Here is a 13684-nt window from a genome sequence, read left to right as displayed (position 1 = left end):
GAACGGCACGTGCCGCGAGGGACCGAGCACCACCCAACCGCATCCGACCCCGCCGGCCATCCGGCCGCGGCCTTCGCCCGGTAGGAGCCCGCCATGAGCGACGACGCCCCGCGCCCCGACGCACCGGACCCGGACGCCTGGTCGGCCGCGTGCGAGGAGGACCTGGCCGCCGAGAGGGAGCGGCGCCGCGCCCGGTACGGCCCGCCGCCCGGCAGCGCCGCCGAGGAACTGCGCCGGCTGGCCGACGCGGTCACCGAGAAGGTCGCGGAGTTCGGCAAGCCCCTGCTGGGGGCCGCCGGTTCCGCCGCCGCGCAGGGCGTCGCCCGGCAACTGGCCGCGCAGGCCCGGGCCACGCTGGAGCCGGTGGTCGAGCGCAACCCGAAGTTCTTCGACCACCTGGCCGCCGCGGGCAGTGAGCTGCTGGCCGCCTACCGGTCCGTCGTCGAGGAGTCCGAACGCCGCTGGAGCGCCCCCGCGAACGCCGGTGGCGAGCGCACCGAACGGGTCGGGACGATCGACCCGGAGGAGGCCGCCGAACTGTCCCGCGCCGCCGAACGGGACGGCCGCGCGGCCGACGCGTACGTGGCCGAACGCGTCGAGGTCGAGCCCGACCCGGACCCGGAGCCCGGGGACGGCGCCCCGGCCGGCGAACAGTCCGGGGCCGCCCCGTCCGGCGGGAGGGCCGGACAGGATGAGGACGCGGCGCGACCGGGCGAGGACCGGGCGGACCGGCCGGGGGACGGACGGCCCGACGAGGGCACCGGAGCCGGTGACGAGGGGCCGCGCACGGGCCGCTGACCCGGCCGGACCTGACGCAGCCGCCACAGCCCGGACGGTGCCCTGCGCCCCGGGGCGCTCCGGTACGGTTTACGGCGGCGGGGATCAGACCGGACGACCGAGGGACACATGGGACTCACAATCGGGGTCGACATCGGCGGTACGAAGATCGCGGCCGGCGTTGTCGACGAGGCAGGCACGATCCTCGAAACCACCAAGGTGCCCACGCCCGACACCCCGGAAGCCGTGATCGACGCCATCGCGGACGCCGTACGTCAGGCCAGCGCCGAGTACCAGGTGGAGGCCGTGGGCATCGGCGCTCCCGGGTACGTGGACGACAAGCGCGCCACCGTCCTGTTCACGCCCAACCTCAGCTGGCGGCACGAGCCGCTCAAGGACAAGGTCGAGCAGCGCATCGGCCTGCCCGTCGTGATCGAGAACGACGCGAACGCCGCCGCCTGGGGCGAGTACAAGTTCGGCGTCGGCACCGGTCACGAGGACGTCGTCTGCATCACCATCGGCACCGGCCTGGGCGGCGGCACCATCATCGGCGGCAAACTGCACCGCGGCCGGTACGGCGTGGCCGCCGAGTTCGGCCACATCCGGATGGTGCCCGACGGCCTGCTGTGCGGCTGCGGCAACCAGGGCTGCTGGGAGCAGTACGCCTCCGGCCGCGCCCTGCTGCGCTACGCCCAGCAGCGTGCCACCGCCACCCCCGAGCGGGCGGAGATCCTGCTGGGCCTGGGCGACGGCACCACCGAGGGCATCCGCGGCAAGCACATCAGCGAGGCGGCCCGTCAGGGCGACCCGGTGGCCGTCGACTCCTTCCGCGAACTGGCCCGCTGGGCCGGCGCGGGCCTCGCCGACCTGGCCTCGCTCTTCGACCCGGGCGCCTTCATCGTCGGCGGCGGCGTCTCCGACGAGGGCGAGCTGGTCCTCGACCCGATCCGCAAGTCCTACCGCCGCTGGCTGGTGGGCAGCCGCTGGCGCCCGCACGCCGAGGTGCTCGCCGCCCAGCTCGGCAACAAGGCCGGCCTCGTCGGCGTCGCCGACCTGGCCCGGCAGGGCTGACCGGGGCCGGGGCACGCCGATGGGGGAGGACACCACGACCATGGCCACGCATGCGCCGACGGCCGGTCTGCCGCCGTCCCGGACCGAGCCCGACGGTTCGGCCGTGGTGCGGCTGCTCAGCTACAACATCCGGTCCATGCGGGACGACAGGGAAGCGCTCGCCCGGGTCATCCGGGCGTGCGCGCCCGACATCGTCTGCGTGCAGGAGGCCCCGCGCTTCTTCCGCTGGCGCAAGTACGCCGCCTGGCTCGGCCGCCACACCGGTCTGACGTACGTCACCGGGGGCGCCACCGCCGCCGGGCCGATGATCCTCGCCTCGCTGCGGGCCCACGTCGAGGACGCCCGGGACGTGCTGCTGCCGCGCACCCCCGGGCTGCACCAGCGGGGGTTCGCCACGGCCCGGCTCCGCTTCGGCACCGACGCCCGGCTCGGTGTGGTCAGCTTCCATCTGAGCCTCCAGGCACAGGAACGCCGCCGCCAGGCGCGGGCCCTGCTGGAGCGGGTCGCCGCGCTCGGCGGCCCGGGCGTCGGCGGGGTCGTCGCCGCCGGTGACGTCAACGAGTCCGCGCGGGGCGCCACCTTCGGGCTGCTGACGGAAGGGATGCGGGACGCGTGGGCGGCACGGCCGTGGGGGGACGAGTACACCTCCACGCCCAGGGAGCCGCACCAGCGGATCGACGCCGTGTTCGCCACCCAGGACGTCGAGGTGCTGGGCGCCGGGGTGCCCCGCGGACTGCCGGGGGTGGACGGCGCCGACCTGGTGGCCGCCACCGACCACCTTCCCGTGCTGGCCGCCCTCCGCATCCGGCCCGCCTCCTGACGCGCCGGCCCCGTACCCCCGCCACGGCGGGAGGACGGGGCCGGGGCCGTACCGTGCCGCGCGGCCGGTGCGCCACGGGAGGGCCGGCTGTCAGACCACCGCGCCGCGGCCGGGGTCGTCCCAGTCGTCGTCGTCCCGGCCGTCGCGCAGCCGGGTCAGCAAGGTGGCGAAGCCGCCGAGGAAGCCGCCGACACCGAGGGTGACGATCCACCACGTCAGATCCGCCTGGAGCAGGATCGCGCCGAGCAGCAGCAGCGGTCCCCCCACGGCGGCGAGCCAGGCGAACTTGGTGGTGGTGTCGGTCTGGGGGAGCGGCGGGGGCTCGGGCGGCTCGAAGTGCCCCTCGTCGTCCTCGTCGCCCTCGCCCGCGGTGGACGGCGACCAGTCGCGGGGGCCGGTGCCCGCCGAGTAGACGGTGAAGCTGCGCACCGGAGGTTCGCCGTCCGGCCCCGGCCGCGGGGTGGTGAGGGTGCCGCCCTCGTCGGAGCCGGCGGGCCGTCCGGTCTCCGGCAGCGAGGGCTCCTCCCCGTACGCGGCGACGATCGCCTTCCAGGCGGCCTCCTCCTCGGGCGGCAGCGAGGACGCGCCCTCGCCACCCTTGCCGCCCTCGCGGGGCTCACCGGCGTCCGGGCGTTCGCCCTCGCCCGGGTCACGCTCCGTCACGAGCCTCCGCCCCCCTGGCCGCGGGGACCGGTCCGCCCCCGGTGAGCCGGTCGATGAAACCGCGCGAGTCGGCGAAGATCCGCTCGGCGTCGTGGTCGAGCGTGGCGACGTGGTAGCTGCGCTCCAGCACCGTCTCGGTCACGTCCGTGGAGGAGACGCGGCCGAGGACGAGGGCGGAGGAGGCGGCGGGCACCACGTGGTCGACACGGCTGCGCAGCAGGAGCAGTGGCTGCGTCACCTTCGGCAGGTCCCGCTGCACGACGCGGAAGAGGGTGCGCAGCGCGTAGGCGGCGCGGGTCGGCACCCGGTCGTAGCCCAGCTCGTGCCGGCCCTCCTTGGCGATGTCGTCGGCGATGCCCTTCACCGACCGCACCAGGAACCGGCCGGCCGGAACGCCGTACCCCTGCACCCGGGGGAAGGTGAGGGCCGGGTTGACGACGACGATTCCGCTCACCGCGTTGCCGTGCAGGGCGGCCAGCCGCAGCGCCAGGGCGCCGCCCATCGACAGACCGCACACGAAGACCTGCTCGCAGCGCTCGCGCAGCAGCCGCAGCTCGCGGTCGACGGCGGCGTACCAGTCCTCCCAGCTCGTCATGGCCAGGTCCTGCCAGCGGGTGCCGTGGCCCGGCAGGAGCGGCAGCGAGACGGTCAGCCCGTGCCCCGCCAGGTCCTCGGCCCAGGGGCGGACGGACTGCGGCGACCCGGTGAAGCCGTGACAGAGCAGCACACCGGTCGCTGAGCCGTCACGGCGGAAGGGCTCGGCTCCGGGGAGGATGGGCGGCACGGTGGGCCTCCAGGGGCTGTGCGGTCGGCTCGGACAGCGGCCGGCAGCGATGCGAGGGCTCGCGTGCCCTCGTGACGGCGTGCTGCCACCCTAATTCGTCCCCCGGTACTCCGGCAGCCTTCACGGTGCCCCGCCCGGTGGCGGCCGGCCGGGGCGGGGGCGGAACTAGCGGGTGGCGCCCGTACGTTCGGGCAGCGGCGGGGCGGGCGGCCCCGGCCCGTGCGGCACCGCCACGCCGGGGGAGTGGCGAGCAAGGCCGGCGGGGGCCGGGACGGTCCGGGGACGCGTGCGGCGAGGGTGGCGGGATAGGGTCGTCCCGTCCCACGAAGGAGGTCGAGGGTGTTCTACGGGGCGATGAAGCTGTCGGTGGGCAGCGCGTTGAAGCTCACGTTCCGGCCCTGGGTGGAGGGGCTGGAGAACGTGCCGGCGGAGGGGCCGGCGATCCTGGCGAGCAACCACCTCTCCTTCTCCGACTCCTTCTTCCTGCCCGCCGTCCTCGACCGCAAGGTCACCTTCATCGCGAAGGCCGAGTACTTCACCTCGCCCGGCCTCAAGGGCAAGCTGACCGCCGCGTTCTTCAAGGGCGTCGGCCAGCTCCCGGTGGACCGCTCCGGGGTGCGGGGTGCCGGTGAGGCCGCCATCCGCAGCGGGCTGGAGGTGCTGGCGCGGGGCGAACTGTTCGGCATCTACCCGGAGGGCACCCGCTCGCCCGACGGACGTCTGTACCGGGGCAAGCCGGGCGGGCTGGCGCGGGTGGCGCTGCGGTCGGGTGCGCCCGTGATCCCCGTCGCGATGATCGACACGGAGAAGATCCAGCCGCCCGGCAAGGTCGTGCCCAAGCTGATGCGGCCCGGCATCCGGATCGGCAAGCCGCTGGATTTCAGCCGCTACCAGGGCATGGACAACGACCGCTTCATCCAGCGTGCCGTCACCGACGAGGTGATGTACGCCATCTTGAAGCTGTCCGGCCAGGAGTACGTGGACATCTACGCGACGGCGGCCAAGCGGCAGCTCGCGGAGGCGGCCAAGGCGGAGAAGGCCGCGAGGGAGGCCGCGAAGACGGCTGACAAGGCGGACGGGGCGGCGGACGAAGCGACGGACAGGGCGGCCGGCGAGGCCGGGCGCGATCCCGGGCACGGCTCCGGAAGCGGCGACAAGGCAGCCTGAGGGGCCGCGGGCCGCCGGGCGCGACGGCCGAAGAGGACAGGTGGGGGACACGTGAGGGCACTGCCGTGAAGATGATGTCCGTCGAGCAGCCGCTGTGGCGGGCGCTGATCGGCTACCGGGTGCTGGCCGTCCTCTACTCGGCGGGTGTCTTCGTGTGGAGCTACGAGGAGTACAGCGCTCCCGTCCCGGGCGCCGTCTTCCTGGCCGTCCTCGCCTGCTGGACGTTCGCCACCCTGCGCAACGTCGCCTCGGCCGACCGCTGCACGCTGCCGTTCCTGGTGACGGACATCGCGCTGGGCGTCGCCGGCATCCTGCTGTCCCCGGTGGCGGACGGCAACGACCAGGTCGGCCCCACGCTGCCGTCGATCTGGGTGGCCGGACCCGTGCTGGCCTTCGCCCTCAAGGGCGGCTGGCGGTGGGCTGCGGGCGCCTCGGTGCTGGTGGGGGCCGCCAACATCATCGAGCGCGGCACGATCACGCGCACCACCTTCCACAACGTGCTGCTGGTGTGCGTGGCCAGCATCGCCATCGGCTACGTCATCGAGGTGGCCCGCGCCAGTGAGCGCACCCTCGCCCGTGCCCTCCAGATCGAGGCGGCGACCCGCGAGCGGGAGCGGCTGGCCCGCGACATCCACGACAGCGTCCTCCAGGTGCTGGCCATGGTGCAGCGGCGCGGTACGGCCCTGGGCGGGGAAGCGGCGGAGCTGGGCCGGATGGCGGGCGAGCAGGAGGTCGCCCTCCGTGCCCTGGTCTCCAGCGGAGTGGCCCCGCGTCCGGGGCCCGGCTCCGGCACCCCGGGCGCGGCGGACACCTGGGGGGACCCGCCCGGCTCCGGTGCCGGGGGAGGCCGGTCCTCCGAACGGGAGCCCGGGCCCGGCGCGGACACCGGCCCGGAGCAGGATGCGGGCAGCGCCGTGGATGCCGGGGCGGACGACGGCGCCGGGCCGTGCGACGTGCGGGCGCTGCTGTCCTCGTACGCCGGTTCCCGGGTGACGTTCGCCGAGCCGGGGGCACCGGTGCTGCTGCCGGCGCAGGCGGCGGGCGAACTGGCCGCGGCGGTCGGCGCCGCGCTGGACAATGTGCGCAAGCACGCCGGGGGCGGGCCGGACGGCCGGGCACAGGCGTGGATCCTGCTGGAGGACGAGCCGGACGCGGTGATCGTGACCGTCCGCGACGACGGCCCCGGCATCCCCGCCGGGCGACTGGCGGCGGCGGAGGCCGAAGGACGGATGGGGGTCTCGCTGTCCATCCGTGGACGGCTGCGCGATCTGGGCGGCACGGCGGAGCTGGTGTCGGTGCCCGGGCAGGGCACCGAAGTGGAGATGAGGGTGCCCAAGCATGACGACTGAGCGCGGGACGGCGGACGTGGACGAGGCGGGCCCGGTACGGGTGATGGTCGTCGACGACCACCCCATGTGGCGGGACGCGGTGGCCCGGGACCTGGGGGAGGCCGGCTTCGACGTCGTCGCCACGGCGGGCGACGGCCAGCAGGCGGTGCGGCGCGCCCGGGCCGTCCGCCCCGATGTACTGGTGCTCGACCTGAACCTGCCGGGCAAGCCCGGCGCGGAGGTCTGCCGCGAACTGGTCGGCCCCGACTCGGGGCTGCGGGTGCTGGTGCTCTCGGCCAGCGGCGAGCACGCGGATGTGCTGGAGGCCGTCAAGGCGGGCGCCACCGGCTACCTCGTCAAATCCGCGGGGCCCGAGGAACTGCTGGACGCGGTGCGCCGCACCGCGCTGGGCGACCCCGTCTTCACCCCCGGGCTGGCCGGTCTCGTGCTGGGCGAGTACCGCAGGCTGGCCGCCGGTCCGGCACCGGCCGCCGAGGACGGCCCCGAGGTGCCGAAGCTGACCGCGCGGGAGACGGAAGTGCTGCGCCTGGTCGCCAAGGGGCTCAGCTACAAACAGATCGCCGAACGGCTCGTCATCTCGCACCGCACGGTCCAGAACCATGTGCAGAACACCCTGGGCAAGCTCCAGTTGCACAACCGCGTCGAACTGGTCCGCTACGCGATCGAGCGGGGACTGGACGACTAGCCCGTCTTCTCAGGGCCGCGGAGCGCCGGTGCGGACCGTGACCGACGCGGGGCGGTGGGGCACGGTCCGCACGCGCACCGTCCGGCCCCGGCCCGGGCCCGCGAAGTGCGGACTGCACCCCGCCTCCGGTCCTTCGTACGGGTGACGGGCGGGAGCGCGCGAGCCGCAATTCCCTCCGAAACCGGCGTTCCGCCGCATCCCCTGTGACGTGGATCACCGCTAGCGTGACGGTGTCGCGCTGCGCACACGTCCGTGCGCACAGCGCGCCGTCAGGCGCGTCCACGTGGAGAAGGGAGATCCCATGCGGGTCGGAGTGCTGACCGGCGGCGGCGACTGCCCCGGTCTCAATGCGGTCATGCGGGCCGTGGTCCGTAAGGGAGTCCAGGAGTACGGCTACGAGTTCACCGGTTTCCGCGACGGCTGGCGCGGACCTCTGGAGGGCGAGACGGTACGGCTCGACATCCCCGCGGTGCGCGGCACGCTGCCCCGTGGCGGAACGATTCTGGGCTCCTCGCGCACCAACCCCCTCTCCGAACAGGACGGGGTGCGCCGCATCAAGGAGAACCTCGCCAAGTACGAGGTGGACGCCCTCGTCGCCATCGGCGGCGAGGACACCCTGGGGGTCGCCGCGCGGCTCACCGACGAGTACGGCATCCACTGCGTGGGTGTCCCCAAGACCATCGACAACGACCTGTCGGCCACCGACTACACCTTCGGCTTCAACACGGCCGTCACCGTCGCCACCGAGGCCATCGACCGGCTGCACACCACCGCCGAGTCCCATATGCGGGTGCTGGTGGTCGAGGTCATGGGCCGGCACGCGGGCTGGATCGCCCTCCACGCGGGACTGGCCGGCGGCGCCAACTGCATCCTCATCCCCGAACAGCGCTTCGACGTCGACGAGGTGTGCGGCTGGGTCACCTCCCGGTTCAAGGCGAGCTACGCGCCGATCGTCGTCGTCGCGGAGGGCGCCATGCCCAAGGGCGGCGAGATGGTGCTCAAGGACGAGAGCACGGACTCCTTCGGCCATGTGCGGCTCTCCGGCGTCGGCGAGTGGCTGGCCAAGCAGATCGAGGCCCGCACCGGCAAGGAGGCCCGCACCACCGTCCTCGGTCACATCCAGCGCGGCGGTACCCCCACCGCGTTCGACCGCTGGCTGGCCACCCGTTTCGGGCTGCACGCCATCGACGCCGTACGCGATCGGGAGTGGGGCACGATGGTGGCCCTGCGCGGCACCGATATCGTGCGGGTACCGCTCTCCAAGGCCACCGAGAAGCTCAAGACGGTGGACCCTGCGCTGTACGAGGAGGCGGGCGTCTTCTTTGGGTGAGCACGGATGAAGGGGCGGGGCCGAGGCCGGAATGAACGCAACCCTGGCCGAGGCCCTCTCCGTCACCCTGCTGCTGGCCACCCTCGGCTGGGCCGTCGCCCGGCCGCCGCACCGGCCGGAGGCCCTCGTCGCGGTCCCGGCCGCCGTGGTGGCCGTCGCCACCGGTGCGGTGAGCCCGGGCCACGCGGCCGAGGAAGCCGCCCGGCTCGGCCCGGTCATCGCGTTCCTGGCCGCGGTGCTGGTACTGGCCCGGCTCTGCGCCGACGAAGGGCTCTTCCACGCCTGCGGCGCCTGGATGGCCCGTGCGGCAGCCGGGTCCGGCCCCGCCGGCCGGTCCCGGCGGCTGCTGGCGGCGGTGTTCGCCGTGGCGTCGCTGATCACGGCGGTGCTCAGCCTGGACACCACCGTCGTGCTGCTCACCCCCGTGGTCCTCGCGACCGCGGCGCGGCTGGGCGTGCGCGCCCGGCCGCATCTGTACGCCTGCGCCCATCTGTCCAACAGCGCCTCCCTGCTGCTGCCCGTCTCCAATCTGACGAACCTGCTGGCGCTCGCCGCCGTCCCGCTGACCTTCGCCCGGTTCGCGGGCCTGATGGCGCTGCCGTGGCTGGTGGCGATCGCCGTCGAGTACGCCGTCATCCGCTGGTTCTTCGCGGCCGACCTGCGGGACGAGGAACTGGAGGGGCCCGGGCCGCAGGACACCGAACCGGTGCGGGTGCCGCTCTTCCCGCTGGTGACCGTCGGCTGCACCCTGGCGGGGTTCGTCGTCACCTCCGCCGCCGGGATCGAGCCGGCCTGGGCCGCGGCGGCGGGAGCGCTCGTCCTGGGGGTCCGCGCGGTGCACCGCGGCCACGCCTCCCCGCGCCGGCTGGTCGCGGCGGCGGGGGTGCCGTTCCTGGCGTTCGTGCTCGCGCTGGCCGTCGTCGTCCGCGCGGTGGTCGACAACGGGCTCGCCGACCGGCTCGGCCACCTGGTGCCGCACGGCAGCGGACTGCCGTCGCTGCTGGCCGTCGCCGCGCTGGCCGCCCTGCTGGCCAACGTCATCAACAACCTGCCCGCCGTGCTGGTGCTGTTGCCGCTGACCGCACCCGGCGGTGCGGGGCCGGTGCTGGCCGTGCTGCTCGGCGTCAACATCGGCCCCAACCTCAGCTACGCGGGATCGCTGGCCACCCTGCTGTGGCGGCAGATCCTGCACCAGCACACCCACCGGGTGCGGCTCGGCGTCTTCACCCGGCTCGGCCTGCTGACGGTGCCGCCCGCGCTGGTGCTGTCGATGGTGGCCCTGTGGGGCTCCCTCCGGCTGCTGGGCTGAGGTGCCCACCGGCGTTCAGTGCGGTGCGCGGGCCGCGGGCCGGGCCTGTGCGAGGGCGGTCAGCAGCCGGGCGACGATGCTGATCCCGTCCAGGGTCAGTACGGACTCGGGGTGGAACTGCACCCCGGCGAACCCGGGCCCGCGCAGGGCGTGCACCTCGCCGCTGTGCGGGTCGCGGCTCACCTCCACGCCGTGCAGGGCGAGTTCGGCGGCGGCCTCGGCGTCGCAGCGGGCGGCGTAGGAGTTGTAGAAGCCGACGGTCTCCTTGCGGCCGAACAGGTCCACCGTCTCCTGCGCCCCCTGGTACGGGCGCTGCTTGCGCACCAGTTCCAGGCCCAGTTCACCGGCGAGCAGCTCGTGCCCGAGGCAGACCCCCAGCAGCGGCTGCCGCTGTGCGCGCACCAGATCGGCGGCCAGGCCGCGCAGCAGCCGCATCTTCGGGTCCCTCCCGTCACGCGGGTCGCCGGGGCCGGGCCCCAGCACGACCGGCCCCGGGTGGCCGAGCGCCGCCGCGCGCAGCCCCGGCTCGTCGAAGCGCCGCACCCGCACCGTGTGCCCGGTCGCGCGCAGCAGGTGGGCCAGCATCGAGGTGAAGGTGTCCTCGCCGTCGACGACCAGCACCTGGCGCGGGCCGCCGGCGGGGGCCGGCCGCTCCACCCGCATCCGCAGCCAGAACGGCGCCAGCCCCGCGCGCCGGGCCTCCAGGGCGGAGCGCACCCGCGGATCGTCGGCCAGTCGTGGTGCCCTCCCGCCGGACGGGCGGGCCGCCGGGGCGCGGACGCCCAGCGCCGTCAGCACGCCGGCCGCCTTGGCGTGTGTCTCGGCGACCTCGCTCGCCGGGTCGGAGTCCCGCACCAGGGTGGCGCCGACGGGCAGGCGGAGCCGTCCGGTCCGCGCGTCGATGTCGGCGGTGCGGATGAGGATGGGGGAGTCGAGCGTCTGGGCCCCGCCCGCGTCGTGTCCGATCAGCGCGAGGGCGCCCGCGTAGTAGCCGCGCCCGCCCGGCTCGTACCGGTGGATCACCCGGCAGGCGTTCTCGACGGGGGAGCCGGTCACGGTCGCCGCGAACATCGTCTCGCGCAGCACCCGGCGTACGTCCAGCGTGCTGCGCCCGCGCAGTTCGTACTCGGTGTGCGCCAGGTGCGCCATCTCCCGCAGCCGTGGGCCGACGACGACGCCGCCCTCGTCGCCGACGGTGCACATCATCTTCAGCTCCTCGTCGACGACCATGGACAGTTCCTCGGTCTCCTTGCGGTCGGCCAGGAACTCCAGCAGTCCCGCCACGTCGGGCCCCTGCGCGGGGTAGCGGTAAGTGCCGCTGATGGGGTTCATCACGACCGTGCCGCCGCTCATCCGCACGTGCGCCTCCGGGCTCGCACCCACCAGGGCGCGGTCCCCGGTGTGCACGACGAACGTCCAGTAGGCGCCCTGCTCGCCGCGGAGCAGCCGGCCGAAGAGGGCGAGGGCGTCGGCGCGGGAGAAGCCGGGGATGTGTGCCTCGAAGTCGCGCCGGATGACGAAGTTGGCGCCTTCTCCGGCGCCGATCTCGTCCTCGACCACCCGCCGCACGATCCGTTCGTAGGCGTCGTCGTCCACGTCGAAGGCGCCCTGTGCGACCCGGACGCGGTGGCGGGGCAGCGCGTCGAGCACGGCCGCCGCCGGCAGCTCGTACCGCTCGTCGGGCAGCAGCACCGACAGCGGGGTGCCGTCGTCCCGCACCTGGAATCCGCGCTCGTGCAGCTGACGGAAGGGGATGAGCGCCAGCGCTCCCGCCTCACCGCTGGGGCGCACGGGGATGTCGGCGAGGCGCGTGACCTCGCGCACGCCGCCGACGAGCATCTCCACGACGTCTTCCGTACGCCCCGGAGTGCGGCGCCGCAGCAGCGCGAAGGGCGGGGCGTCGTCGCGGGCGAGTCGGCCGAGGAGAGCGGTGGGGTCCGTGGGGCGCGCGGGATCGGGCGAGGCGTCGGCGGCAGGGTGATTCATGGGGATTCGTCCCTTCTGGTGGGGAGGGACGGCCGCTCGGACACGAAAAAGGCCGCCCCTCGGGCGGCCTGTCACGTGTACTGAGTGCTCTCAGTGCGTACGCGCGTCGTGGCGGGCCGCCTGCCGGGCGGGCCACCACCAGTTCATGGTCGAAAGCGCGTGCACGCCTCACACCCTAGCCGACCGGCTCCCGGCCGTCGTGCCGCGGCGTGCCCGGTCTCGGATCGCGGGCAGTTGAACGAGCGCCGAGCGGCACCCCGTAACCTGGTCCCGTGACTGTGAACGCCCAACCCGACGCCGGTGCCCGCACCTGGCGAGACCTGCCCGCAGCACAGCAGCCCGACTGGCCGGACCGTGAGGCTCTGCGCAATGTCGTCGCCGAGCTCGAGTCCTATCCGCCGCTCGTCTTCGCGGGCGAGTGCGACCAGCTACGGGAACAGCTGGGCGCGGTCGCGCGCGGTGAGGCGTTCCTGCTCCAGGGCGGGGACTGCGCGGAGGCCTTCGACCAGGTCAGCGCCGAGCACATCCGCAACAAGCTCAAGACGCTCCTCCAGATGGGTGCCGTCCTCACCTACGCGGGCGCCGTCCCCGTGGTCAAGGTGGGAAGGATCGCGGGCCAGTACAGCAAGCCCCGCTCCAAGCCGACCGAGACCCGTGACGGGGTGACGCTCCCCTCCTACCGGGGCGACTCGGTCAACGGCTTCGAGTTCACGCCTCAGGCGCGTACGCCCGACCCGGAGCGGCTCAAGCGGATGTACCACGCCTCGTCCGCGACGCTGAACCTCGTCCGGGCCTTCACCACCGGCGGCTACGCCGACCTGCGGCAGGTGCACGCCTGGAACCAGGACTTCGTCCGCTCCAGCCCGTCGGGCCAGCGCTACGAGGCGCTCGCCCGGGAGATCGACCAGGCGCTGAAGTTCATGCGCGCCTGCGGCACCGACCCGGAAGAGCTGCGCACCGTGGAGTTCTACTCCTCGCACGAGGCGCTGCTGCTGGACTACGAGTCGGCCCTCACCCGCGTCGACTCGCGCAGCGGCAAGCTCTACGACGTCTCGGGGCACATGATCTGGATCGGCGAGCGCACCCGGCAACTGGACGGGGCGCACGTCGAGTTCGCCTCCCAGGTACGCAACCCGGTCGGGGTGAAGCTCGGCCCGACGACGACGGCCGAGGAGGCGCTCGCCCTCATCGAGCGGCTGGACCCGGACCGCGAGCCCGGCCGGCTGACGTTCATCACCCGGATGGGAGCGGACAAGATCCGCGACCGGCTGCCCGAGCTGGTGGAGAAGGTCACGGCCTCCGGTGCCACGGTGGCCTGGGTGTGCGACCCGATGCACGGCAACACCTTCGAGGCGGCCAGCGGCCACAAGACCCGCCGTTTCGACGACGTGCTGGACGAGGTCAAGGGCTTCTTCGAGGTCCACAAGGGCCTGGGCACCCACCCCGGCGGCATCCACATGGAGCTGACCGGGGACGACGTCACCGAGTGCGTGGGCGGCGGCGACGAGATCTTCGTCGACGATCTGCACCAGCGCTACGAGACGGCCTGCGACCCCCGTCTCAACCGCAGTCAGTCCCTCGACCTGGCCTTCCTCGTCGCGGAGATGTACCGCGACCAGTGAGGTCCGCTGCTTGTGATGGGGCCCGCGTCACCGGTGTGACGCGGGCCCCAGGCGCGTATGTGGACACAACCGGCCGAGTAAGGTTAGGTTTACCTCAGTAAGGCTGACCGGACCGACGCGG

At 74.1% G+C, this 13684-nt stretch carries 12 protein-coding genes; 9 read left to right on the top strand and 3 right to left on the bottom strand.

The window, feature by feature from the left end; all coding sequences use genetic code 11:
- Positions 1–93: 93 nt before the first annotated feature.
- From IO40_RS39785 to IO40_RS0109205, 3 genes are all read left to right on the top strand, one after another.
- Positions 94–798, top strand: coding sequence for a DUF5304 family protein (locus IO40_RS39785; RefSeq protein WP_016468500.1), 705 nt, complete (start codon positions 94–96; stop codon positions 796–798).
- 108 nt (positions 799–906) lie between these two features.
- Positions 907–1848 carry an ROK family glucokinase gene (locus IO40_RS0109210; RefSeq protein WP_016468499.1) on the top strand — a complete coding sequence of 314 codons (942 nt, stop codon included), beginning with the start codon at positions 907–909 and terminating at the stop codon, positions 1846–1848.
- A gap of 40 nt (positions 1849–1888) precedes the next feature.
- Entirely contained in the window at positions 1889–2668 is a 780-nt protein-coding gene (locus IO40_RS0109205) for an endonuclease/exonuclease/phosphatase family protein (protein ID WP_016468498.1), read from the top strand.
- A gap of 90 nt (positions 2669–2758) precedes the next feature.
- On the opposite strand, the gene IO40_RS0109200 is transcribed toward IO40_RS0109205, so the two are convergent.
- Entirely contained in the window at positions 2759–3331 is a 573-nt protein-coding gene (locus tag IO40_RS0109200) for a hypothetical protein (RefSeq protein ID WP_016468497.1), read from the bottom strand.
- Positions 3318–4115, bottom strand: coding sequence for an alpha/beta hydrolase (locus IO40_RS0109195; RefSeq protein WP_016468496.1), 798 nt, complete (start codon positions 4113–4115; stop codon positions 3318–3320). The genes IO40_RS0109200 and IO40_RS0109195 overlap by 14 nt, the downstream gene beginning before the upstream one ends.
- Positions 4116–4454: 339 nt before the next feature.
- On the opposite strand from IO40_RS0109195, the gene IO40_RS0109190 reads away from it, so the two are divergent.
- From IO40_RS0109190 to IO40_RS0109170, 5 genes are all read left to right on the top strand, one after another.
- Positions 4455–5282, top strand: coding sequence for a lysophospholipid acyltransferase family protein (locus tag IO40_RS0109190; protein WP_016468495.1), 828 nt, complete (start codon positions 4455–4457; stop codon positions 5280–5282).
- A 71-nt stretch (positions 5283–5353) separates the two neighbouring features.
- Complete coding sequence (gene macS, locus IO40_RS0109185; protein WP_369126514.1) at positions 5354–6631, top strand: MacS family sensor histidine kinase; 1278 nt, start codon at positions 5354–5356, stop codon at positions 6629–6631.
- Complete coding sequence (locus IO40_RS0109180) at positions 6621–7316, top strand: response regulator (protein ID WP_016468493.1); 696 nt, start codon at positions 6621–6623, stop codon at positions 7314–7316. The genes macS and IO40_RS0109180 overlap by 11 nt, the downstream gene beginning before the upstream one ends.
- Positions 7317–7617: 301 nt before the next feature.
- The gene (locus IO40_RS0109175; RefSeq protein ID WP_016468492.1) at positions 7618–8646 is read left to right on the top strand and encodes a 6-phosphofructokinase; all 1029 of its coding nucleotides are present in this window, start codon (positions 7618–7620) and stop codon (positions 8644–8646) included.
- Positions 8647–8677: 31 nt separating this feature from the next.
- Complete coding sequence (locus tag IO40_RS0109170) at positions 8678–9955, top strand: SLC13 family permease (RefSeq protein ID WP_031175235.1); 1278 nt, start codon at positions 8678–8680, stop codon at positions 9953–9955.
- Positions 9956–9970: 15 nt separating this feature from the next.
- Here the strand turns inward: IO40_RS0109170 and IO40_RS0109165 are convergent, their stop codons facing one another.
- The gene (locus tag IO40_RS0109165; protein ID WP_031175234.1) at positions 9971–11941 is read right to left on the bottom strand and encodes an anthranilate synthase family protein; all 1971 of its coding nucleotides are present in this window, start codon (positions 11939–11941) and stop codon (positions 9971–9973) included.
- A gap of 272 nt (positions 11942–12213) precedes the next feature.
- Here IO40_RS0109165 and IO40_RS0109160 point away from each other — a divergent pair, with 272 nt between their 5' ends.
- Positions 12214–13563 carry a class II 3-deoxy-7-phosphoheptulonate synthase gene (locus tag IO40_RS0109160; protein WP_030406130.1) on the top strand — a complete coding sequence of 450 codons (1350 nt, stop codon included), beginning with the start codon at positions 12214–12216 and terminating at the stop codon, positions 13561–13563.
- Positions 13564–13684: the final 121 nt, after the last annotated feature.

Source organism: Streptomyces albus subsp. albus (assembly GCF_000725885.1).
Taxonomy (GTDB): domain Bacteria; phylum Actinomycetota; class Actinomycetes; order Streptomycetales; family Streptomycetaceae; genus Streptomyces; species Streptomyces albus.
This window is presented reverse-complemented; position numbering and strand designations above follow the sequence as displayed.

What these genes read in the sequence shown, in the direction of transcription:
- IO40_RS39785 (WP_016468500.1), top strand. Translation starts at nt 94, where the DNA reads ATGAGCGACGACGCCCCGCGCCCCGACGCACCGGACCCGGACGCCTGG.
- IO40_RS0109210 (WP_016468499.1), top strand. Translation starts at nt 907, where the DNA reads ATGGGACTCACAATCGGGGTCGACATCGGCGGTACGAAGATCGCGGCC.
- IO40_RS0109205 (WP_016468498.1), top strand. Translation starts at nt 1,889, where the DNA reads ATGGCCACGCATGCGCCGACGGCCGGTCTGCCGCCGTCCCGGACCGAG.
- macS (WP_369126514.1), top strand. Translation starts at nt 5,354, where the DNA reads ATGATGTCCGTCGAGCAGCCGCTGTGGCGGGCGCTGATCGGCTACCGG.
- IO40_RS0109180 (WP_016468493.1), top strand. Translation starts at nt 6,621, where the DNA reads ATGACGACTGAGCGCGGGACGGCGGACGTGGACGAGGCGGGCCCGGTA.
- IO40_RS0109175 (WP_016468492.1), top strand. Translation starts at nt 7,618, where the DNA reads ATGCGGGTCGGAGTGCTGACCGGCGGCGGCGACTGCCCCGGTCTCAAT.
- IO40_RS0109170 (WP_031175235.1), top strand. Translation starts at nt 8,678, where the DNA reads ATGAACGCAACCCTGGCCGAGGCCCTCTCCGTCACCCTGCTGCTGGCC.
- IO40_RS0109165 (WP_031175234.1), bottom strand. Translation starts at nt 11,941, where the DNA reads ATGAATCACCCTGCCGCCGACGCCTCGCCCGATCCCGCGCGCCCCACG.